Genomic DNA, 22,643 nt, shown 5'->3' on the forward strand with positions numbered 1-22,643 from the left:
CCGCCTCGGATTCATGACCGGACAACCCGGACCAGGATCTCGTCACCGGCGCCCACGGTTCCTGGGAAACCTTCGGAGAGCGCATCCATCAGCGCCACTGAGTCCGCGAGCGTCTCATGAGCGATGAACTCCTGATGGCGGCGGATCACAGCCAGAATCTGTGCTGGCCCCGCTACCGACATCGCGATCCGGTCTGAGACGTCGAGGTCGGCATCCCGCCGTGCTTGTTGCACGACGCGGACGACGTCCCGGGCAATACCCTCAGCCTCTAGCTCTGGGGTGATCTCTGTATCCAGTGCGATCGTCACGCCACGCTGCGACTCAACCACCCAGCCGGTACGTGGCAGCTCCGAGATGAGGATGTCGTCCGCGCCGATGGTGATCTCCTCGCCGCCAGCGGAGAGATGGAAGACTCCCGAGTCTCTGATGCCGTTGACGAGCACGCGGGGATCGGCCGCGAGGACTGCCTTGGCTACGACCTGGGTCTGCTTGCCGAACCGCTTGCCGATCTCTCTGAAGTTCGGCTTGACCTGCACATCGATGACCTCGCTGCCTGCGGCGAGTGGCTCCAGAAGCTTGACGTTCAACTCGTCCCCGACATCATCGAGCAACGCCTGCGCCAGTGCCGTGCCGGACGGCAGGCCCACAAGCGCCCGGCTCAACGGCTGCCGAATCCGCATACTACTCGCCTTCCGCGCTGCACGACCTGCCTCGGCCAGGGCACGGGCAGTGGCGACCTGTGTGGACAACTCGGGGTCGATGAGGTTGGCGTCGGGCTGCGGCCACGTCGCAAGGTGCACCGACTCCGGCGCGGTCGGATTTCCCGGTCGAATGACCTGCTGCCACACCTCCTCGGTGATGAACGGGACGAACGGCGCGAGGAGTCGGGTCAGACCATCCAGGCACTCGTAAAGCGTGACGAGCGCGTCCTGATCGCCTTCCCAGAACCGCTGCCGCGACCGTCGCACGTACCAGTTCGACAGATCATCGACGAAGTCGGCGAGCAGCCTCCCGGCACGCGCAGTATCATAGTTGTCCATCCGCTCATCCACGGCCGCAGCTAGCGCGTGCAGCTCGCCCAGAACCCAACGGTCGAGGATGGGCCGGTCTTCAACGGGGTGGGCGGTCTTCGGTGCCCACGTCGAGTGGGACGCGTACAGCGAGAAGAACGACGCGGTGTTCCAGTAGGTCATGAGCACCTTGCGGACGATGTCGTCGAGTGGTCCGGGACCGACGCGGCGCTGCGCCCAGGGCGAGCCCGAGCAGGCCATGAACCAGCGCAGCGCGTCCGCGCCGTGCGTGTCCATGAGTGGGATCGGCAGCAGGATGTTTCCCAGGTGCTTGCTCATTTTGCGGCCGTCCTCGGCCATGATGTGCCCGAGGCAGACTACGTTTTCGTACGGGGACCTGTCGAAGACAAGCGTGCCTACGGCCATCAGGGTGTAGAACCATCCGCGTGTCTGATCGATGGCCTCGCAGATGTACTGGGCCGGATAGGTCTTCTCGAACGCTTCCTCGCTGCCGGGCACGTGCGGGTAGCCGAGCGAGGCGAACGGCATCGCCCCGGAGTCATACCATGCGTCGACCACCTCCGGCACTCGCGTGGCTGTTTCGCCGCATTCCGGGCAGGCGAATGTAACGGCGTCGATGTACGGGCGGTGCGGATCGAGGCTGGACAAATCTTCGCCGGCCAACTCTCCGAGTTCGGCCCGGGAGCCGATCGCGGTGATGTGGTTGTTGCCGCAGCGCCACAACGGTAGTGGCGTGCCCCAGTAACGGGACCGCGACAGAGCCCAGTCGATGTTGTTGTTCAGCCAGTCGCCGTACCGGCCGTGCTTGATGTGCTCCGGGTACCAGTTGGTGCGCTCATTCTCTCGCAACAGCGCGTCGCTGACGGTCGTCGTCCGGATGTACCAGGACGGCTGGGCGTAGTACATCAGCGGGGTGTGGCAACGCCAGCAGTGGGGATACGAATGCTCGAAACGCTCGTAGCGGAAAAGAAGGCCAGCGCGCTTCAGCTCCTCGATGAGGATGGCGTCGGCGTCCTTGAAGAAGACGCCGCCGACCAGTGGCACCTCATCGAGGAAACGGCCGTTGGGCGCTACCGGGTTGATCACGGGCAGCCCGTTGGCCCGGCAAACGGCAAGGTCCTCAGCCCCAAAGGCTGGTGCCTGGTGAACCAAGCCAGTGCCGTCCTCCGTCGTGACATAGTCAGCGAGCACCACCCGATGGGCGTCCGGGATGTCGACAAGGTCGAAGGGGCGCTGATAACGCAACCCAGCGAGTTCGGTTCCAGGCACCGACGCCAGCACCTCGACGTCATCGCCGAGAACCCGGCCTACCAGCGGCTCGGCCACGATAAACGTGCCCTTTTCTGCACGGGCGACGACGTAGGTCACCTCAGGATGGGCCGCCACCGCCGTGTTCGACACGAGCGTCCAGGGCGTGGTCGTCCAGACCAGCAGTTCGACACCAACGTGTCCCGCGACCGGGTGATGCAGCGGGAACCGTACGTAGACGGAAGGGTCGGTCACCGTCTCGTATCCCTGAGCGACCTCGTGGTCAGACAACGTCGTACCGTCACGGGTGCAATACGGCGCGACCCGGAAATCCTCCACCAGGCGACCATCGGAGTGGATGTGCTTCAATGACCACCACACACTATCCACATACTCGGGCGACATCGTCTCATACGGGTGCGATAGGTCGATCCAGTAGCCCATCCGCTCCGTTAGTTGCTCAAATTCGTCCACATGACGAAGCACGGACTCACGACATCGGGCGTTGAACTCGGCGATGCCTACCTTCTCGATGTCCGGCTTTCCGCTGAGGCCCAACTCCTTCTCCACAGCGAGTTCAACCGGCAGGCCGTGGCAATCCCAGCCCGCGCGGCGAGGCACCGAGTAGCCCTTCATCGTCCTGAAGCGCGGGAAGACATCTTTGAAAACCCGCGCTTCCACATGATGGGTTCCCGGCGTGCCATTGGCAGTCGGCGGACCCTCATAGAACACCCACAGCGGGCCATCGGCGGTCTGAGCCAAACTACGAGCGAAAACGTCGTTGGCTTGCCACCACTTGATAATACGGCGATCCAACCCACCCAGATCGACCTTAGCCGGCAACGCCGCAAAGGGCGACTTGACCGGCTCCGTGTCCGTCATCTCCAGCACTCTCCTCTGACTCCGTCACATCTCGCACGGGCACTGGTCATGCGCCCACGCGGGGACGAAGCGCCGGACGCTGGCGAGCCCGGACTCCGCGGTACCACCCCGCTTGCGCTCCACGTTGCGAGCGCCACTCATTCCGCCGCGTAACGTGCGACCTGACGTCCGGCTCTACTAGGACACGCCACCTGGCCTGCCGGTTCTTCCGGAGGCTCCCCGGTGATGGCCGGATCATCGCCTGTACCGGAAATTGTAGCGGCTCGTCTGCGACCGCGTGACCGGCGAGTCGCTGAGTCACCTGGAGCACGTTGCCGCTCGAGTTCGCGGGGCGAGGCTCGCGTGGGCAGCTCTGAGGGTGTCAAGCTGTGCGGGTGGACCGCACTGGCAGTGGGCACGCCGCAGGAGCCGGCGATGGTTGATGTCGACCGGTGGCGGGCTGCTGAGTGGCGTCGGCGGAGGTTGGCGGAGCGGTTGGCGTGGGAGTTGGCGCATCCGGACCCTGACGCCCCGCGTGATGGGCTGAGTGACTTCGTGGCGGCGACGGCTGTGCGGGTCCGGTGGGCTTCCGCTGTTGACGCTCAGGTTGCCTTCGACCAGGTGCCGCGTGTGATCGCCCTTGGCGGCCAGTTTGGTCGTGTCGTTGGGGGCGGCGGTGTGGTTCTGTACGTGCATTGCTTCGAGGATGGGATGGACGACTGGAGCCTCGTCGTTCCGTGGGAGCCGTTCGCCGGGCCGGTGTTGGTGTGCGTGGACGACCTGGAGGATCACTGTATGTGGATCTCTGAGGATGATCCGCCGGCGCGGGAGGCTCTGTCGCTGTTGCGCACCGGGATCGAGTTGGCGTTCGGCACCAGGGCGGCGCTGACCGGCGACGGCAGTCTGCCTCCGGATTGACCGCTGGATGCCGAGGCGGCTATCTCTGCTCGGGCGGGTGGTGTCGGGTGGCCGGGCGTGTGGGTGTGGGTTCGGTGAGGCCGTGTCGGCCGAGGAGTTTGGCGATGGTGGTGGCGGCGCGGGTGCGTTGTTTGGAGGCGCTGGGTTCGCTGAGGTGCAGGTCGGCGGCGACGGCACGTATTGTCTCGCCGTTGAGGTAGGTGCGGCGGATCAGGGTGGCCTGGGTGTCGCTGATCGTCTGCCGGCCGAGGCGGGTGTCGGTGTGGGCGACGAGGCGGTCCAGGACGTCGTGCACGGTTTCCTGGTTGGCGTCGTTGAGGTGGGCGTCATGTTCGGGGTTGCCGTACTCGGCGCGGGGGATGCGGTCGTCGGGTAGCGCGTCGAGGTCGTAGATGGGTGGTGGATGTTGTCGTTTGCGTCCGCTGGCGTGGGTGTAGGCGGCGTCGGTGAGGCGGGGGAAGAGCTGCGGTGTGGTCAGGTCGAGGCGGTGCAGGGCGAACAGGAACTCGATGGCGAGGGTGTAGTGCGCCTGGGCGGCCGGGCCGGGGGCGAGGTACGCGGTGAGCTTGTTGGCTTGGGTTCGGAGTTTCGGGTAGGCGACGCCGAGCGCGTACAGGTTCCAGTCGCCACGGTGCGCGCGGGCCGTCTCGGCGAGGTGCCGCCAGGCCCGGTCCCGCACGTGGCCGGGGGCGCGCATAACGTGGAGGCGGAAGTCGACCATCGGCAGCAGGGTCGGTGGTGTGTCCGGGTCGATCGCGTTGCTCGGGACGGTCAGGGTGATTCGGGTGCGGGCCTGGGCTTCGATCTGGCCGAGGACGGTGAGGTCGGCCCGTCGTCGTGGTGGTTCCGGCCGGGAGTCGGGTGGTGGGGTCGGCGGGTGCGGGGCGAGCACGGCGGATCCCTGTCAGCGGCGCCGGTTGCCGGTGCGGCGCGGTGATGACATCCCGTCAGCCCCCGTTCGTCGCTGCTCACCGCCGGAGTGGCCTGTCGCTCCCGGCCGTGGTCACGAGCCTACGCGCGCAGGTGGCCAAGATTTTCTCGCGCGAACGGAAAGTTCGACCACCCACGCTTCCCCTCTATAGGTAGAGGACCTCGGTCTTACCACGGTGGATGACGGTACGGCGCGTACCGGTATGAAACCGGCCAATCGTGCCCTCAGCTGAAGCGCCGTGGCCTGCGGTTTTCCAATCGGCGGCCCGGATTTGTAATCCCATTGGTGAAGGGGTAGCTCGTCTTCGGCCCGCGCCTCGCGCCGGGGGCTGTTGTCCACCCAACGGACACCCACCACCCGCCCAACACCCGACCTCGTTGCGGCGGTGGCAGTGCGGGGCTGTCAGGTCCCTGACGGTGTCTGTCACCACCCGCGCCTGACAGAAGTCCACCACCGACAGGGAGTGTCCGATTGGCCGTTGAACAGGATGATTCGAGGTTGAACAGCAGGCTTCGCGGGGTTCACCCCGGTACAGGCGCTGACAGAAGGTGCCCGGTCCGGGTGTCGGTCCGTGCCCGGCGCGGTGCGGCTGTCAGGGGTTGCGGACTGCTCTGCACCCGATCCGCAACCCAACAGGCCATGAACACGCAGGTCAACCCCGCTTCGCCCATCCTTCACGGACCGGCGACTGACATAGATGTCAACTCTTCCCCCCGGGGATGCGCTTATCAGCGCGACAGCGAAAGGAAAGCTGATGCCGTCCGGAACCACCCACCGGCTGCGGGCCTCCGGCGGCCCCAGCGAACAACTCCTGCTCCTACTCAACGACCACCGGGTCATGACCACCGACCAACTCGCCCGCGCCACCGCGACCCCGGCCCGCACCGTCCTGTACCGGCTCGAACAACTCCGCAGCGCAGGCATGGTCGACTACGACCGGCCCGGCCGCCACACCGGCAGCGCACCCCACCACTGGTGGCTCCGCCCCGCCGGAGCACGCCTGATCACCGGCACCGCCGCAGCGGACGGACGCCGACCCTCCGCCATGTTCACCGCCCACGCCGCCACCATCACCGAGGTGTGGCTCGCCCTACGCGACCACGGCCCACCCGCCGGACTCACCATGACCCGCTGGGCCACCGACCGAGCCGGCTGGCAGGAATGGGACGGCCCCACCTCCGCATGGGGCGGCACGACCACCAAGCGCCTCACCCCCGACGCCGTGTACGAAGCCGTCCTGCCAGACGGCACAGCGACGGCGGCGTTCGTGGAAATCGACCTCGCCTCCATGACCCAAAACCAGCTCAGAGCCAAACTCGACCGCTACCGCGCCTACACCCGCGACCAGGCATGGCAGGGCAGGTTCCCGCACTGCCCACCCCTGCTGCTCTTCACCACCACCGCCCACCGGGCCGTCACCTTCACCCGCAACACCGCCAAACACCTCCGAGAAGAACACACCCCCAGCCACTACCGGCGACACGCCGTCACCGACTTCGACCTGATCGCCGAACACGGCCGGCTGATCGTCGCCGCGACCGGCCTCGTCCGCGACCCCGCCCGCGCCGTCACCGCCCACGCTTGGAATCTCACCGACCCCGAAGCCGCCGAAACCACCCTCACCGCGATCCTCACCGAACGCGCCACCGTCACCGCCGCCGCCCAACCCGCCTACCACCGCGAACACGCCGCCGAACTCGCCCGCCACCGCGCCCACACCCTGCACACCCTGGCCCGCCACCCACACGACCTCGAACCGGACCTCGGCCCCGCCGCCGTCGACCTGCTGGCCTACCTCTTCGACCGCGACCACCACCCCCGCAACCCGTTCACCCCCGACCTCGACACCACGCACCTGCTGGCTGCGCTCGCCGACTGGTGGCGACACCAACCCCACGACCCCGCCACCGGTAAGACCCTGCGCGCCGCGCTCACCCGGGCACACCACACCGCCTGGTCCCACCAGGTCCACCACCTCGCCCACCTCACCACAACCGGAGGCGACCGGCCCGCCTGGTACACCGCCGCCACCCACCTCGCACGACAACGCCTGCTCACCCCCACCGAACACCACCGGCTCGACCAAGCCCGCACCCGCGAACAAGCCCAGGCCGACGTCTGGCGCCACTGGCAACCCCCCGACCGCAACCACCACCACGCCCGCCTCACCTACCCCGAGTGGCGCGACGAACACGTCAACCAGCGGTGGCGCGCACTGTCCTGGTGGCAACGCCACCACACCCACCGCGACACCCTCACCGCCGCCTTCGACGACGAACACCTCACCGCCTGCGCCCGCTGCGCCCTCACCCTGCCCACCAACGACACCGACAACTGCCCCGGCTGCCACCACCATCAACGCCTACCCCACCACCAGCGACACTCGGTCACCCCACTGGCCGACCTCATCACGGCACTGCTCGCCCAGACAGCCGACGACCCCTGACCACGGCACCATCGAAATCTCGACCGCGCCCGGTCGAGATTGATAAGCAATTGCCATATCTTGCTTCGCGGCCGGAAAGGCGCGTACGCGAGATCTGGTAACCCGTACTACAACTTGCTCCGCCGATTCGGCGATTCGGGGGTGGTCACCGTAATGCCGCTACGAGTCGCGGACGACGCGATACGCAACGGTACAACGCGGAACGAGTCGCGTACAGCACCACCGGCGTGTCGATGGATGCCATTCACCTGCCCGACCGCACGAGCAGCCGTGCCGCTGCGGGCCTGGTAGCGCCGCAGCCACCGCTGCCAGGCGTTACCGGTAGCCCCGTAATGCCAGCCGGAGGCGGTAACGCCTACGAGCACCTGGTAACGCCTCGACCCGAACGCCCGGAAATGAATCTGTTGACTTCCTCACACCTGTTTATCCCGGCCTGTATCGGGCCTTGTTGTCCCGTGTCACCTCGTGCTGGAAACGGCTGCTACCGAGGGCTACGGGTAGCGCGGGTGGTAACGCCACCGCGTCATTCTCAATTCACGGAAAGGCGAAAGCGATGACCGCAGCGAACCGGAAACCAGCGGAACCGACCGTGGAGGACGATGGCCACAAGCCAGACGACACCTGACCCACGCCGTCGCCCACCAGGCGACAGGGGAACGCTCCACCAGCCAACGACGCCCACGAGCGACTCCACCCCCACCGACCACCCACGAGGCCAGCCCAACGCGAGGGGGGCGTTACCGCTGGCCACCCACCCACCCCGCACCCGGACAACAGCCCGCATCGCGTCTCGACCCAACCCGCCAGCCCCACCCGAACACGACCAGCAGGACACCGACCCATCGGAGGTGAAGGCGATCATGCGGGAACGCCTCGCCGCGATGGCCGCACCCCGCGACACCGACGACCCCGAACTAGCGGCACTCCGGGCCATCCTGCGCGACGAGGCGCTGATGGCCCACGTGACCGCCAACGTCGACCGATGGCCACCACTCACGGACGCGCAACGCGCCACCGTGGCCGCGCTACTCGGCCGACGCCGACCATCTGCACCACGCGGATGAATGCCCGCCACACGCGCGAAGGGGTCGCCCCACCAAGGGCGCCCCTTCGTGTGCGGCAACGCGACGGCTACCCGAGAGTGGGGGCGCCGAGCCGGTGTTTGGGTTCGATCCGCACCGTGGTCGGGTCGAACCCACGTCCCTTCCGCCCGGACGGCAAGATCGTCACGGTCATCAGCCGGTCGATCACCACCCGCTTGTCCGCGAGAGGCGCGTCCCGCCACGCCGTCACCGGGTCCGGGGCGTTCACCAACGGCGACAACGGATCACTACCCACGTTCGCGTGCAACTGGGCGTCGATCTCCGCGACCATCGCTGCGGCCTCACGCCGGGCGTCCCGCGCGTACTCGCGGGTCTCCAACCCCCGCAACTCATCCGCCAGAATCCGCTTCACACGCTGCTGGATCGCGGCCCGCTGCGCCCGCAACCCCTCCACGTCGACCTGCGGTGCCGGCTCCGCCAGCAACTCGAACGCACGCGGATGCGTCACCGCGTACACCACATGCGCGAACACCGCCGCGTCCACATGCGCCTGATTACGCGCCAGATGATTAACCGCCTTACACGTGTACCGAGGCGCACGCCCCGCGACGGTGACATGAACCGTCACCGGCCGCTCCACCTCCACACCCGGCGGGCTGCACACCCCACACCGGTAGATCCCCGACCCCACCCACCGGGCAGCCGCCCCCGGCCCGGACCGCCGGGACGGATCCGTCAACAGATCCCGCACGGCGAAGAACACCGCCGGATCGACGATCGGCTTCCACGGCGCGACCACCCCCTCCAGGATCTGCCCGCCGTACACCATGAACCCCGCGTTACGCGGACGCAGCAGAATGTCCCGCAACCCCTCGGCCGACCACGCCGCACCACTCACCGTCGATACCGACCCCGCCCGCAACTCCGCCGCCAACGACCGCAGGGACGCCCCCTGCAGCAGCCGCTGCGAACAGTCCTCGATCACCGCCGCCTCCACCTCGACACGCGTGACACCCGTCTGGCAGTCCCGGCCACCGTGCCACGGGCACACGTACCGGCCGGGATCACCAGTCCCGACGGGCGGCGGACCACCACAGAACCCGAACGGCCGCCGACCCCCACCCCACTGACCGTGCATCGCCTGCCGCAACCGCTCCGCACGGACCCGCCGCCCCGTGTCCCGGCTGGACTTGTTCGCCATCGTCACCATCACCCGCGCCAAGGTGATCTCCGAGTCCGTACCCCCATCGGTGAACCGCAACGACCCCGACAACGACTGCGCGTTCGCACCCGTCTCCTGAACGACATCGATCATGTCCTCCAGATCCCGAGGATCACGCACCGTCCGGTCCAGGTCCACCGCCAACACCGCCTGCGACCGGCGGTGCCGCAACCGGTCCAACAACCGGGTGAACCCCGGCCGGATCACCCGCAACACCGTCGACCCATCCGCCAACCGGACCTTGCGCCGTTTGAACGCCGACGCCGGTTTAGGCTTGCCGTTGGCCATGTCGTTCTCGACAATGACCTCACCGACCGTCCACCCGAGCTGACCCGCACGGTCCCGCAACAACCGCTCGTGTTCCACGAGCCCCTTGCTCTCACCATCGCTGTTCAAGTCCTCGACCCGCAGGTCAGACAAGCGAAGGTACAGATCCACAACCGTTGGAGGAGTATCAATGCCCATGCATCAACTATGTGCTAGAACCGGGGACCGGGCAAGACCACTCTCGCCGTGCACTGGGCACATCAGGTGGCGGATCAGTTTCCCGATGGTCAGCTCTACGTCAACCTGCGGGGATTCGACCCGGGTACGGCGGTGACCGAGCCGGTCGCCGCGTTGCGACTGCTCCTGGACGCGCTCGGCACCCCGCCCGCCCGGTTACCGGCCGACGCCGACGCGCTGGCCGCTCTCTACCGCACCACCCTGGCCAACCGTCGGCTGCTGATCGTGCTGGACAACGCCCGCGACAGCGCGCACGTACGGACGCTGCTGCCGGGTAGCCCGCACTGTCTCGTCATCGTGACAAGCCGCAACCAGTTGACCGGGCTGGTCGCCGCGCACGGCGCCCACCCGTTCACGCTCGACCTGCTCGGGCCGGATGAGGCGACCGAGTTGCTCCGCCGCCGTATCGGCGCACAGCGCTGCCGCACCGAGCCGGCCGCGGTGGACGAGATCGTGGGCCGTTGCGCCGGGCTGCCACTGGCACTCGCACTGGTCGCGGCCCGCGCCACCACCGCCGTGCAGGTGTCGCTGGCGGCGCTCGCCACCGAGCTGCGCATCGCCGTACACCGGTTGGACGCGCTGGCCGCCGACGATCCCGATCTCGGCGTTCGAGCGGTCTTCTCGTGGTCGTACCGGACGCTGCGCCCGCCGGCCGCCCGGGTGTTCCGGCTACTCGGGCTCCACCCCGCCGCGACGGTGGGCGCACCTGCCGCGGCCAGCCTGGCCGGTCTGCCGCCCGAGGAGGTCCGGCCGGCACTGGCCGAACTCGTCCGGGCGCACCTGGTAGACGTGCATCCCGACGGCCGGTACGGCCTGCACGACCTGCTGCGGATCTACGCGGCCGAGCGCGCCGAGGCGCAGGAGTCCGTGGCCGAGATCGATGCGGCCCGGCACCGGCTGGTCGACCACTACGCACGTAGCGCACAGCACGCCGACCGGTTGCTGCAGTCCGGCCTCGACCCGGTGACCGTCGGTCCCGGCCAACTCGGGGTCGTCGCCGAGCAGTTGGCCGACGGCCCGGCGGCCATGGCCTGGTTCACCGCCGAGCACACGGTGCTGCTGGCCGTGTTCGACGCGGCGGTCGCCGCCCGGCTCGACACCGCGGCGCTGCACCTCGCGCAGGTGACATACACCTTCCTCGACCGCCGTGGCCACTGGCCGGCGCTGGCAAAGGTGCAGAACCAGGCCCTCGCGCTGGCCCGCCGGCTCGCCGATCCGATCGCCGAAGCCGTGGCGCACCGTGGCATCGCCCGCGCGGACACCCGCGTCGGCCGACACGCCGAGGCCGATGAGCACCTCACCGCCGCGCTGGAGTTGCACCGCAAGCTCGGCGACGCGGCCGGTCAGGGGATCTGCCATCTCAACCTGTCGTTGCTGCGCGAGCGGCAGGCCCGGTACCGGGAAGCGCTGGAGCAGGCCCGCGCCGCGTACGAGCTGTACGTGACGGTCGACGACGGACTGGGGCAGGCGAAGGCACTCAACGTGATCGGCTGGCAGCACGCCCTGCTCGGCGAGTATCCGCAGGCACTCGCCGGATGTCTGCGGGCGTTGACCTTGCTGCAGGACTTCGACGATCCACCGGGCGAAGCCAGCACCTGGCACAGTGTCGGCTACGCCCACCACCATCTCGGCGAGTACGACGACGCACTGCGCTGCTATGGCAAGGCCCTGGAGTTGTTCCGTGATCTCGGCGACCAACACCTGGAAGCACTCGTGCTCGGTGACCTCGGCGACGTCCAGCGGCTACTCGGCGACGCCGTGGCCGCCGCCGGCTCGTGGCGGCTGGCACTGGACATTCTCGACCGTCTGCAGCATCCCGACGCGGAACCGATCCGTGCCGGGCTCGCCGGGCTCGCCGGGCTCGCCACCGCCGGTACCGCCGGCACCGTGCCACACGACGGGCAGCGATGATAGGGACATGCTGCTGCCTGTCCCACGCGCCCTGCTGCTCGACTTCGGCGGCGTGGTCGTCGACGCGCCGACGCGAACCCCCGTACCGGCCAAGCTGACCGACCGGCTGTACGAGCTGACCGCCGCGGCCCTGACACCCGATGAGATCCGCCAGGCGTTGACCGTCGGCCAGCGCGAGTACGCGGCCTGGCGTGACCGCATCGGCGGGCAGGACCGCCCGGCGGAGTACACCCACCTGCAGGTGTGGCAGGAGTTCGTCACCGCCGGCTGGCCGGCCGCCGCCCAGCAGGCGGTGCTGGCCGAGGCGACCTCGCTGAGCTACGACTGGGCCTGGGAACCGGAGTGGGCGGTCCGGCCCGGCATGCGCGAGGTGTTGGATTCCGCTGCCGCCGCCGGCCTGCCGGTGGCCATCGTCAGCAACACGCTGTGCGGTGCGGCACACCGTGACTACCTCGCCGGAATCGGCCTGGACAGCAGATTCCGGGTGCAGATCTACAGCGACGAGGCCGGGGTGCGTAAACCGAATCCGGAGATGGCCTGGTTGGCGGCGCGGGCGCTCGGCGTACCGGTGGGTGAGTGCTGGTTCGTCGGTGACAGCCGGGCCCGGGACATCCCGTGTGCCCGGCGCGCCGGGGCCGGTGCCGCGATCCTGATGGTCTCGGCCCGCACCAATCGTGAGCAGGGCCTTGCCGACGGTACGCCGGACGTGACCGTCGCCGACGGCCACGATCTGTGCCGGCTCATCGGGCAGGCGATGGCTGACCGACGACCGGCGGGCTCATGATCCCGACGCCAGCGCCGGCCGTGCCTGGGCTGCGCCGGCCGTGCCAGGGCTGCCGGTACGGCTAGCCCTCACGCCCGAGGACCGGATCACGGACAGGTCATCCGGGCACCGCGTACCAACGTCGAAACGCGGCCCACATCGCACAGTCATCAGCTTGTCTATGTCGATGACGTTGCCGCCGCTGTGCTCATCGTCGAGAGTTCGGTGCATCCACTCTGTATGACGTGAGGTGCCGCCGCGTCCCTTACTGTCACCCCCGGTCGGCCGAATATTGCTCGTCTATTGTAGAAGTAGCGCGAATTTTGCGCGAAACGGTCGCGCTTGGGCGTTTTTCAGCGCACAGTGTTGTCATGAGCGACAGCGGACCTGATGGCGGGTACTTCTGGTGCCTGCGCCACCAGCGCGTGGAGTCCGGGGCGGAGCTGTGCGCTGCCAAGTACCGGCTCGGTCCCTACGCCTCGCCCGCCGACGCCGAGCAGGCGCTGCAGCGGGTTGCCGAGCGTAACGAGGAGTGGGACGCCGAGAACGCCCGCTGGACTGGGGAGAAGCGCTAGGCCGGTCCGGCTCTGGTCGGGATCCGGAAATCTATTGTCTCTTAAGAGGACAAATCAACAAAAGTCAGTAAGAAGGCTTGCAAGGAGGAACAAGATGGCTGCTGCATCGACGAGAGCGACAGCCGCCCGGCCAACCGGCGCGGCCAGACGGACCTCGACGGTCGCCGCGAAGACCGCGGCGAAGAAGACCACGGCGGCGAAAAAGACCACCGCGGCGAAGAAGACCACCGCGGCGCACAAGGGCACCGTACGCAAGTCCACCACCGGCAAGTCCACCGCGAGCCGTACCACGGCCGCCAAGAACACCGCAGCCAAGAGCACGGCGAAGAAGACGGCGGCCGGCCGATCCGCTGCGAAATCGACGCCGGCAAAGGGTACGACCGGCCGCGCCGGAAAGAAGACCGCTTCTGCGGTGAAGCGCACCGCCGGGCAGGCTCAGCGGGCGACCTCGCCCAGGAACGCCGCCCCGGCGCGGCGTACCACCGCCCGGACAGCCGCGGTGAGCAACACGACCGCGAAGACCACCGGCCGAAACACCGGCACGCCGGCCACCCGCAAGACCCGCACCGACCGACGCTGAACCCGTACCCGTACCCGTACCCGTACCTGTACCGGGAACCGGGTTCGGCCCGGCATACCGGGTGGTACGCGTCACGCGACCACCCGTGGTGCTTACCGGTACGCCAGGATGGGCGGATGGGATACGACGCCAGCGCACTGCCCGACGTCACCGGTTTGACGATCGGCATCATCGGCGGTACCGGGGACCAGGGGCGAGGCCTGGCCTACCGGTTCGCCCTGGCCGGCCAGCGGGTGCTGATCGGCTCGCGGGACGCGGCACGGGCGGCAGGCGCCGCCGAGGAGATCGCCGTGCTGCCCGGCGTCCCCGCCGGCGTCATCACCGGCGGTGGTAACGACGAGGTGTCGAGCGCCTCGGACCTGGTGGTGATCGCGGTGCCGTGGGCCGGGCACGAAGCGACCGTCGCGGCGCTGCGCGAATCGCTCGCCGGCAAGATCGTGGTCGACTGCGTCAACCCGCTCGGCTTCGACAAGCACGGTCCGTACGCGCTGGCGGTCGAGCACGGCAGCGCCGCCCAGCAGGCCGCCGCGCTGCTGCCCGAGTCGCGGGTCTGCGCCGCGTTCAACCATGTCAGTGCCCCGCTGCTGGCCGATCCGGCGATCGACCGCATCGATCTTGACGTGCTGATCTGTGCCGAGGACCGGGACGCGGCGGGGGTGGTCGCCGCGCTGGCCGCCCGGATCGCGGGCATGCGGGGGATCTACGCGGGGCGACTGCGCAACGCGCACCAGATCGAGGCCTTCACCGCCAACCTGATCGCGATCAACAAGCGGTACAAGGCCCACTCCGGCGTCCGGGTCACGGATCTGTGAACCCGACACGGCAACGCGCTCAGAAGGTGTGCTCGGCCGCGGGGAACCGACCGTCGCGGACCTCACCGGCGAACCGCCGGCTGGCCTCGGCGAGGGTTCCGGCCAGATCGGCGTACGTCTTGACGAAGCGCGGCATCGGGCCGGACCGCAGGCCGGCCATGTCCTGCCAGACCAGCACCTGCGCGTCGGTCTCCGGCCCGGCGCCGATGCCGATGGTCGGCACCGGCAGGTCGTGGGTTACCCGTTTGGCGACCACCCCGGGCACCATCTCCAACACCACCGCGAACGCGCCGGCCTCGGCCACCGCGTGCGCGTCGGCGAGCACCTCGTCGGCGGCGTCGCCGCGCCCCTGTACCCGGTAGCCGCCGATGGTGTGTTCGCGCTGCGGGGTGAAGCCGACATGCGCCATCACCGGGATGCCGGCGCCGGTCAGCGTCGCGATCTGGTCTGCGACCCGCCGGCCGCCTTCCATCTTGACCGCTCCGCAGCCGCCCTCCTTCATGAACCGCACCGCGGTGCGCAGTGCCTGGGCCGGTCCCTCCTCGTACGAGCCGAACGGCAGGTCGCCCACGACCAGCGCGCCACGGGTGGCCCGGACCACCGCCCGGACCAGGGGAAGCAGCTCGTCGACGGTGATCGGCACGGTCGTCTCGTGACCGAAGACGTTGTTCGCCGCGGAGTCGCCGACCAGCAGCACCGGGATGCCGGCCTGGTCGAAGATCGCGGCGGTGTACTGGTCGTACGAGGTGAGCATCACCCACCGCTCGCCGCGTTCCTTCGCGGCGATCAGATCGCGGGTGCGGACCCGGCGGCTGACCGGACCGCCGTACAGGGCGGTCGCCGGCTCGGTCCCGGGCGCGGCGTCGGTCCTGGGCGCGGTGGTGGACGTGGACTGGGACATGACGTCTCCTCTCCCTCGTGGCCGCGGTCGCGGTCCCCGGGGTACGTCACCGATGGTGCCACCGACGGCACCGCCGTGCAGAGGCTTCAGTGCAGGAATTCACACCTGGTCCTGAGCGACGCGGAGTCACCGCCCGCCCGGCTCCCGCCAACGGTTGGTGATCGGCAACCGGCGGTCCCGGCCGAACGCCTTTATCGAGATCTTGGTGCCGGGGGCGGACTGCCGGCGTTTGTATTCGGCGAGGTCGACCAGGCGTAGTACCCGGTCCACCAGCGCCGGATCGTGCCCGGCAGCGATCAGACCGTCCCGGCCGGTGTCACCGTCGATGTAGCCGGTGAGCACCTCGTCCAAGACGGCGTAGTCGGGCAGCGAGTCGGTGTCCAGCTGCCCCGGTCGCAGCTCGGCGCTGGGCGGCTTGGCGATCGAGCTCTCCGGAATCGGCGGCTCCACACCCCGCTGGGCCGCGTCGTCGTTGCGCCACCTGGCAAGCTTCCAGACCAGGGTCTTCCACACGTCCTTGATCGGATTGAAACCGCCGACCGAGTCGCCGTACAGGGTGGAGTAGCCGACCGCCAGCTCGCTCTTGTTCCCGGTGGTGAGCACCAGGTGACCCTCCTGGTTGGACAGGGCCATCAGGATCACCCCGCGCACCCGGGCCTGCAGGTTCTCCACCGCGAGTCCGGACAGCGAGATATTGGCCAGAAACGGATCCACCATCGGCTGGATCGGCTCCACCCGGTAGTCCAAGCCGGTGCGTTTGGCCAGTTCAGCGGCGTCGGAGCGGGAATGCTCCGAGGAATACTGGCTTGGCAGCGACACGCCGACCACGTGCTCCGGGCCAAGGGCGTCCACCGCGATCGCCGCCGCCACCGACGAGTCGATGCCACCGGACAGCCCCAGCACCACCGAGGCGAAGCCGTTCTTGCGTACGTAGTCGCGTAACCCGAGTACCAGCGCTGCCCAGATCTCCGCCTCGGTGGCCAGCGGCTCGGCGATTGCACCGACGGCCGGCCGGTCACCTGCGGCGGCCGGCCGGTCAAGGGCGGGCAGCCGGCCGCTGACCGCGATCCGTTCGATGGCCATCCCGGTCGTCGGTGCGCCGGTCGACCCGTGGCCCTCGCTCGCTACCACCACGCCGTCCGCCACGGCTTCGGCTGCCGACCCCGCGCCGTCGGCCACGGCCGGTGGCAGGTCGAGGTCGTGCAGCAGCAGATGATCCACGAACTGCGGGGCGCGGGCCAGCAACGTGCCGTCCGCAGCGACGATCATCGAGTCACCGTCGAAGACCAACTCGTCCTGCCCACCGACCATGTTGACGTACGCCACGGTGGCGCCCGCCTCGGCGGCGCGCCGACGCACCAGCGGCAACCGGGCGTCGTCCTTGTCCAACTCGTACGGCGAGCCGTTGACTGTCACCACCAGTCCGACGCCGGCCTGGCGGGCGGCGGCGAACGGTCCACCGGCCTGCCACAGGTCCTCGCAGATCGTCAACGCCACGTCGACACCGCCGACGCGCAGTACGGTCAGTGTGCCGCCGGGGACGAAGTAGCGATCCTCGTCGAAGACGCCGTAGTTGGGCAGGTGGTGCTTGAAGTACGTGGCTACGACGGTGCCGCCGTGCAGCACGGCGAGTGCGTTGCGCGGACCGCGGTGCGGGTCGGCGTCGGCGCTGAGCGCCGCCGGCCCGTCGGCGTCGAGGTAGCCGACCAGCACCGGCACCTCGCCGAAGCCGTCAGCCGCCAGGTCGGTGGCGAGCCGACGGAGGCTTTCGCGGGCGGCGGCGACGAACGACTCCCGGAACACCAGGTCCTCCACCGGATAGCCGGTGAGCATCATCTCCGGGAACACGATCAGTTGCCCACCGGCACCCACCGCCGCGCGGGTGACGTCGCGGACCAGCCGGGCGTTGCCCGGCAGGTCACCAACGGTCGGGTTGACCTGGGCGAGAGCGATGCGCAGCGTCGGCATGCAGCTATCTTCCCCCAGCCGGCCAGCGACCAATCGAGCCTCCATCGTCCGGGTTGCGCGGTATCGGCGTCATCGGGCCGCCGGGCGCAGCAGCGACGCGTCCGGATCGACCTTCGCGGCCGCGCGGGATGCCATCCGTACCGCGTCACCGGGGGTGACCGCGCCGATCGGGCCGAGATGGCGCACCGTGGTGAGGACCCCGCCCTGGCCGGTCACGGACAGAAAACCGGCCTGCGGCGGGACGCCGTCGGCCGCGCCGGCGCTCGCGATGCTGAGCAGCACCGACCAGCCCGTGCCGCCGCCGACGAACCGCTCCTGGCGATGGAACCGTACGGCTACCGGGCTGCCGTCGTCGAGGCTGGCCGGAACGCTCACCGCGAGGACGACGCACCGGTGGGCCAGCGCACCGATGCGTCCGGCCACGGTGGTCGCGGAATCCGGCGCCAGCAGGGTCAGCGATTGCCGAAGCGCCGCACCGCTGCCGGTGGCCAGATGGTGCGCGACGACCTGGTCACGGGGAGGTTGTTCCACCGCAGCCGCTGACCAGGGCCGTTCGAACAGCCGGCGGCAGCGGTCCACGTCGACCGGGCCGGTCTCGGCGACGTCGACGACCGCGCTGCCGCTACCCACGGCGTGGGCGACGAGCCGGTAGCCGGCGGGCAGGTCGTCCGGACCCAGCAGCACCGGGGCCAGGTCCGGTTGACTGGCGACGAAGCGGTCTGCGGGTAGCGGCGGATTCGGCCGGGTGGAGTCACCGACCGGGACGCCGATCATGGCACCGCTGGCCAGCCCGGCCATGATGCCGCAACTGAGCGCGGATCTGCACCTTGTGCGCACAATACGGTCATATGCCGGCCTGGCCGGACGGAGGAGCATTACGATCCCCTTTCGTAACGCTTGGTACTAACGCTGTCGAGCGGGGCGGGTTGTGCCCTGGCCCCGACAGGTGCGCGACCGGAGCGGTCCCGTAACGTCGGCGTAACGAGGTCGGGAAAGACTGGGCTGCTCAGGTGGGAGCCGAAAGCACCTGGTCCTGCGCTGGAGGGCAGCGGCGCGGAGAATGGAACCGGTCCGGGCAGACCAGTGTCACGAGGGGTAGACGTGGACCGTCAGCAGGAGTTCGTGCTCCGCACTCTGGAGGAGCGCGACATCCGTTTCGTTCGGTTGTGGTTCACCGACGTGCTCGGCACGCTCAAGAGCGTCTCGGTCGCGCCGGCTGAGCTTGAGGCAGCATTCGAAGAGGGCATCGGCTTCGACGGATCGGCGATCGAGGGCTTCGCCCGGGTCTTCGAATCCGACATGGTGGCCATGCCGGATCCAACTACATTCCAGGTGTTTCCTTTCGAGGGCGGCGTCAGCGGCGAGAGCGCCCGGATGTTCTGCGACATCCTCTTGCCTGACGGCACGCCGTCATGGGCCGACCCCCGGCACGTCCTACGCCGGGCGCTGTCGCGGGCCGCGGAGAAGGGTTTCACCTTCTACACCCATCCCGAGATCGAGTTCTTCCTGCTGGAGAACAGTCCGACCGACGGGAGCGTGCCGGTGCCGGTCGACTCCGGCGGCTACTTCGACCACACCACCCACGCGGTCGCCCGGGACTTCCGCCGCCAGGCGGTGCTCGCCCTGGAACGGATCGGCATCTCGGTCGAGTTCAGTCACCACGAGGTGGCACCCGGGCAGCAGGAGATCGACCTTCGCTACGCCGACGCGCTGACCACCGCCGACAACATCATGACCTTCCGGCACGTGGTCAAGGAGGTCGCCTTGTCGCATGGCGTCTCGGCGACCTTCATGCCCAAGCCCTTCACCGACCAGCCGGGCAGTGGCATGCACACCCACCTGTCGCTGTTCGAGGGCGAGCGCAACGCCTTCCACGAGGCCGGCGACCCGATGAAGATCTCGAAGGTGGCCAAGGCGTTCATCGCCGGGCTGCTGGTGCACGCCCGGGAGTACACCGCGGTCACCAACCAGTGGGTCAACTCCTACAAGCGGCTGTTCCCGCAGGCGTTGCCCGACCGGATCACCGAATCCCCGGCGTACGTGTGCTGGGGTCACCTGAACCGGTCGGCGCTGGTCCGGGTGCCCGCGTACGGCAAGCCCAACTCGGCCCGGGTCGAGGTCCGCTCGCTGGACTCAGCGACCAACCCCTACCTGGCCTTCGCGGTCCTGCTCGGCGCCGGCCTCAAGGGCATCGAGGAAGGCTACGAGCTGCCGCCGGGCGCGGAGGACGACGTCTGGGCACTGTCCGCCGCCGAACGCAAGGCGATGGGGTACGAAGCCCTGCCGGAGAACCTCGCCGAGGCGATCGAGGTGATGTCCAGCTCGGACCTGGTCGCCGAGGTCCTCGGCGAGCACGTCTTCGACTTCTTCCTGCGCAACAAGCGCTCCGAGTGGGAGCAGTACCGCCGCGAAGTCACCCCGTACGAACGTCGCCGCTACCTCGGCGCGCTCTGACGCCGGCCGCTGTCGACGCTGCCCGGTGGGCGACCCGCCCGCCGGCGGCGGCCGGCTGGCGTGATCACGCTATCGTCCCTGGCGATGTCGCCGCTGCCAAGCGGCGTACGCGTTGGGAGGGACGGACGTGCTGGAAGATCTGCTCACCGGAGCCTGGCAGAGCATCGTGTTCGGGGCGGTCGGTGTCGCCCTGATGGCCGCCGGGTTCCTGGTGGTCGACTGGCTCACGCCGGGCAAGCTGCGCGAACTGATCTGGGTGCAGCGCAACGGCAACGCCGCTCTGCTGCTGGCGGCCAACCAGCTCGGCGTGGCCGGCATCGTGTTCACCGCGATCCTGACCAGCTACCCGTCGTTCACCAAGGGGCTCGCCTCAACGATCCTCTTCGGACTTATCGGGCTCGGTATCATGGCTCTGGCCTTCGCCGTACTGGACTGGCTCACGCCGGGCCGGCTCGGCGTGGTGATCTGCTCGGACGAGCCACACCCGGCGGCCCGGATCAGCGCCGCGTCACACGTCGGCGCCGCGCTGATCGTCTGCGCCTGCATAGCCTGACCGGGCGCCAAGTGCGCCTGCATAGCCTGACCGGGCGCCAAGTGCGCCTGCACTGCCTGACCGGGCGCCGGGCCGCACCGGAGCACCGCCCGCTGGCGGTCACCGTACCGCTGGTGCCACGGTCAGCGTGCCGGCGGTGGCGTCGAGCGTCGCCGGTACCCCCAGCCCGACCGCGCGTGGCGCCTGGCCGTGCCCGATCGGCAGCCCCCCCAGCACCGGGACGCCCAGATCGGCCAGCCGCTCACCGAGTACCTCGGCGACGTCCACCCCGTACCGGTCGGCGCAGCGCGTGAACTGGCCGACCGCGACCCCGGCCAGTTCGGCCAGGGCACCACCGCGGCGTAGCTGGGTGAGTAACCGGTCGACCCGGTACGGTGCCTCGGCGACCTCCTCGACGAGCAGGATCGCACCGCGCAGGTCGGGTAGATCCGGTGTACCCATTGAAGCGGCCAGCAGAGTCAGATTGCCGCCCAGCAGCCGACCGCTGGCCCGGCCCGCGACCCGCACCGGTGCGCTCGGCTCGTCCGCTGAGCGCCGGACTACCGCGGGCACGGCGTCCATCAGCGCCGCACGCAGCGACTCCGCCGCCTCGGCCGGGGTCCGCCGGGCAGACCAGGCCGCCACCGGCCCATGTACGGTGGCCAGCCGGACCGTCCGCCACAGCGCCAGGTGCAGTCCGGTGACGTCCGAGTAGCCACACACCACCTTCGGATCGCGACGGGCTGCCGCGACGTCGATCAGGTCGACGATCCGCTGGCTGCCGTAGCCGCCGCGGGTGCAGACGATGGCGCGTACCGCCGGGTCGGTCAATCCGTCGTTGACGTCGGCGGCCCGCTGACGGTCGGTCCCGGACAGATATCCGTGCCGGCGCAGCGCGTGCCGGGCGAGTCGCGGGCGCAGGCCCCACCCGGCGAGCACCGCCATGCCGCGCCGTACCGGCTCCGGATCGACCGGCCCGCCCGGTGACACCAGCAGCACCTCGTCACCGGGGCGCAACGCTTCGGGACGGATCGCCTCGTCGCCGGTCATACCGTCCACGGTACGGGCCGCGGCCAGCAGATTTTACGTGTCCGCAACCGGTCGGCGACAGGCACCACCTAAAGTCGTTAGGTTACTGGATTGGATAGCCTCGAACACGTGGCCATCGCGCTGGTGATCGAGAACGACCCGACCGACGACCTGCGACGGCTGGGGGAGTGGCTCGCCGAAGCCGGCCTGCCGACGCGGGTGTGCCGACCGCACACCGGTGAACCGGTGCCGACCGACCTGGCCGGGCATGCCGCGCTGATCGTCCTCGGCGGTCGACACCGGATTCCCGGGGTCGATCCCCGGACCGATCCTGGCGCTGCACCCTGGCTGCCCGCCGTGGAAGGCCTGCTGCGCAAGGCGGTCCGCCAGCGGCTGCCCGCTCTGGCCATCGGGCTCGGCGCGCAGTTGCTGGCCACCGCTCACGCCGGCACCGTGGAGCGTAGCTCGGCCGGCCCGGAGATCGGCCCGGCCCTGGTCGGCAAGCGCGATGCCGCCGGCAGCGATCCGCTGTTCCGGTACGTGCCGCTCGCTCCAGACGTGCTGCAGTGGCACCTCGACGAGATCGTCGAACTGCCGACCGGCGCGGTGCTGCTGGCCGCCTCCACCCACTATCCGCACCAGGCGTTCCGGCTCGGTGACCGGGCCTGGGGTCTGCAGTTCCACATCGAGTGCGACCGCGACATGATCAGCACCTGGGCGGCCGGCTCGACCGTTTTGGCGCAGCTGCAGCTGCCCGCCGATGTGGTGGTCGAGGCCTGCGCGGAGGTGCTCGGCGACATCGAGGACGTGTGGCAGCCGTTCGCCGCTCGGTTCGCCGCGTTGGCCCTCGGCCAGCTGCAGGCACCCGAAGGTCCTCGAACCCTCCCGCTGCTCGGCAGTTAGGCGCATCGATG

Annotated in this window: 19 protein-coding genes and 1 pseudogene; 11 read left to right on the forward strand and 9 right to left on the reverse strand. The window is 69.2% G+C overall.

All coding sequences use genetic code 11. The annotated features are described in order from the left end of the window. Window positions 1-11: 11 nt before the first annotated feature. Complete coding sequence (gene ileS, locus ACN27F_RS28950; protein ID WP_421438644.1) at window positions 12-3,161, reverse strand: isoleucine--tRNA ligase; 3,150 nt, start codon at window positions 3,159-3,161, stop codon at window positions 12-14. A 414-nt stretch (window positions 3,162-3,575) separates the two neighbouring features. Here ileS and ACN27F_RS28955 point away from each other — a divergent pair, with 414 nt between their 5' ends. Continuing rightward, the gene (locus ACN27F_RS28955) at window positions 3,576-4,058 is read left to right on the forward strand and encodes a hypothetical protein (RefSeq protein ID WP_421438645.1); all 483 of its coding nucleotides are present in this window, start codon (window positions 3,576-3,578) and stop codon (window positions 4,056-4,058) included. Between the two features lie 19 nt (window positions 4,059-4,077). Here the strand turns inward: ACN27F_RS28955 and ACN27F_RS28960 are convergent, their stop codons facing one another. Beyond that, a complete protein-coding gene (locus ACN27F_RS28960; protein WP_421438646.1) occupies window positions 4,078-4,950 on the reverse strand; it encodes a hypothetical protein in 873 nt (290 codons plus the stop codon). Between the two features lie 793 nt (window positions 4,951-5,743). Between ACN27F_RS28960 and ACN27F_RS28965 the strand changes: the two genes are divergently transcribed. Both ACN27F_RS28965 and ACN27F_RS28970 read left to right on the forward strand, forming a co-directional pair. Beyond that, window positions 5,744-7,435 (forward strand): replication-relaxation family protein, encoded by a 1,692-nt coding sequence (locus ACN27F_RS28965; protein WP_421438647.1) that lies wholly within the window; start codon window positions 5,744-5,746, stop codon window positions 7,433-7,435. Window positions 7,436-8,283: 848 nt separating this feature from the next. After that, window positions 8,284-8,499: a hypothetical protein gene (locus tag ACN27F_RS28970; RefSeq protein ID WP_421438648.1), complete on the forward strand. Its 216-nt coding sequence runs from the start codon at window positions 8,284-8,286 to the stop codon at window positions 8,497-8,499. 67 nt (window positions 8,500-8,566) lie between these two features. Here the strand turns inward: ACN27F_RS28970 and ACN27F_RS28975 are convergent, their stop codons facing one another. Further along, a complete protein-coding gene (locus ACN27F_RS28975) occupies window positions 8,567-10,120 on the reverse strand; it encodes a recombinase family protein (RefSeq protein WP_421438649.1) in 1,554 nt (517 codons plus the stop codon). 87 nt (window positions 10,121-10,207) lie between these two features. Here ACN27F_RS28975 and ACN27F_RS28980 point away from each other — a divergent pair. From ACN27F_RS28980 to ACN27F_RS28995, 4 genes and pseudogenes are all read left to right on the forward strand, one after another. After that, a pseudogene (locus tag ACN27F_RS28980) lies at window positions 10,208-10,696 on the forward strand (NB-ARC domain-containing protein); the annotation flags it as partial. A gap of 534 nt (window positions 10,697-11,230) precedes the next feature. Then, window positions 11,231-12,115, forward strand: coding sequence for a tetratricopeptide repeat protein (locus ACN27F_RS28985; RefSeq protein WP_421440514.1), 885 nt, complete (start codon window positions 11,231-11,233; stop codon window positions 12,113-12,115). Window positions 12,116-12,122: 7 nt separating this feature from the next. Further along, window positions 12,123-12,899, forward strand: a complete 777-nt coding sequence (locus tag ACN27F_RS28990) for an HAD family hydrolase (protein ID WP_421438650.1) — start codon at window positions 12,123-12,125, stop codon at window positions 12,897-12,899. A gap of 350 nt (window positions 12,900-13,249) precedes the next feature. Further along, window positions 13,250-13,453 (forward strand): hypothetical protein, encoded by a 204-nt coding sequence (locus ACN27F_RS28995; RefSeq protein WP_421438651.1) that lies wholly within the window; start codon window positions 13,250-13,252, stop codon window positions 13,451-13,453. A 54-nt stretch (window positions 13,454-13,507) separates the two neighbouring features. Here the strand turns inward: ACN27F_RS28995 and ACN27F_RS29000 are convergent, their stop codons facing one another. Further along, window positions 13,508-13,876, reverse strand: coding sequence for a hypothetical protein (locus ACN27F_RS29000; protein WP_421438652.1), 369 nt, complete (start codon window positions 13,874-13,876; stop codon window positions 13,508-13,510). A 12-nt stretch (window positions 13,877-13,888) separates the two neighbouring features. Further along, window positions 13,889-14,089 (reverse strand): hypothetical protein, encoded by a 201-nt coding sequence (locus tag ACN27F_RS29005; RefSeq protein WP_421438653.1) that lies wholly within the window; start codon window positions 14,087-14,089, stop codon window positions 13,889-13,891. Between the two features lie 60 nt (window positions 14,090-14,149). Here ACN27F_RS29005 and npdG point away from each other — a divergent pair, with 60 nt between their 5' ends. After that, window positions 14,150-14,845 (forward strand): NADPH-dependent F420 reductase, encoded by a 696-nt coding sequence (npdG, locus tag ACN27F_RS29010; protein ID WP_421438654.1) that lies wholly within the window; start codon window positions 14,150-14,152, stop codon window positions 14,843-14,845. Window positions 14,846-14,864: 19 nt separating this feature from the next. Here the strand turns inward: npdG and panB are convergent, their stop codons facing one another. The 3 genes from panB to ACN27F_RS29025 form a co-directional block, all read right to left on the reverse strand. After that, entirely contained in the window at window positions 14,865-15,746 is an 882-nt protein-coding gene (panB, locus tag ACN27F_RS29015) for a 3-methyl-2-oxobutanoate hydroxymethyltransferase (protein ID WP_421438655.1), read from the reverse strand. A gap of 126 nt (window positions 15,747-15,872) precedes the next feature. Then, window positions 15,873-17,759: an NAD+ synthase gene (locus ACN27F_RS29020; protein WP_421438656.1), complete on the reverse strand. Its 1,887-nt coding sequence runs from the start codon at window positions 17,757-17,759 to the stop codon at window positions 15,873-15,875. Window positions 17,760-17,783: 24 nt separating this feature from the next. Then, window positions 17,784-18,551, reverse strand: coding sequence for a hypothetical protein (locus ACN27F_RS29025; RefSeq protein WP_421438657.1), 768 nt, complete (start codon window positions 18,549-18,551; stop codon window positions 17,784-17,786). A 264-nt stretch (window positions 18,552-18,815) separates the two neighbouring features. Between ACN27F_RS29025 and glnA the strand changes: the two genes are divergently transcribed. After that, complete coding sequence (gene glnA / locus ACN27F_RS29030; protein WP_421438658.1) at window positions 18,816-20,168, forward strand: type I glutamate--ammonia ligase; 1,353 nt, start codon at window positions 18,816-18,818, stop codon at window positions 20,166-20,168. Window positions 20,169-20,295: 127 nt separating this feature from the next. After that, complete coding sequence (locus tag ACN27F_RS29035) at window positions 20,296-20,721, forward strand: DUF350 domain-containing protein (RefSeq protein WP_421438659.1); 426 nt, start codon at window positions 20,296-20,298, stop codon at window positions 20,719-20,721. A 99-nt stretch (window positions 20,722-20,820) separates the two neighbouring features. Here ACN27F_RS29035 and ACN27F_RS29040 read toward each other — a convergent pair whose 3' ends face one another. Then, entirely contained in the window at window positions 20,821-21,750 is a 930-nt protein-coding gene (locus ACN27F_RS29040) for a S66 peptidase family protein (protein WP_421438660.1), read from the reverse strand. Window positions 21,751-21,858: 108 nt separating this feature from the next. Between ACN27F_RS29040 and ACN27F_RS29045 the strand changes: the two genes are divergently transcribed. Next, a complete protein-coding gene (locus ACN27F_RS29045; protein ID WP_421438661.1) occupies window positions 21,859-22,632 on the forward strand; it encodes a type 1 glutamine amidotransferase in 774 nt (257 codons plus the stop codon). Window positions 22,633-22,643: the final 11 nt, after the last annotated feature.

The sequence above is a fragment of the Solwaraspora sp. WMMB335 genome (genome assembly GCF_049179075.1).
Taxonomy (GTDB): domain Bacteria; phylum Actinomycetota; class Actinomycetes; order Mycobacteriales; family Micromonosporaceae; genus Micromonospora_E.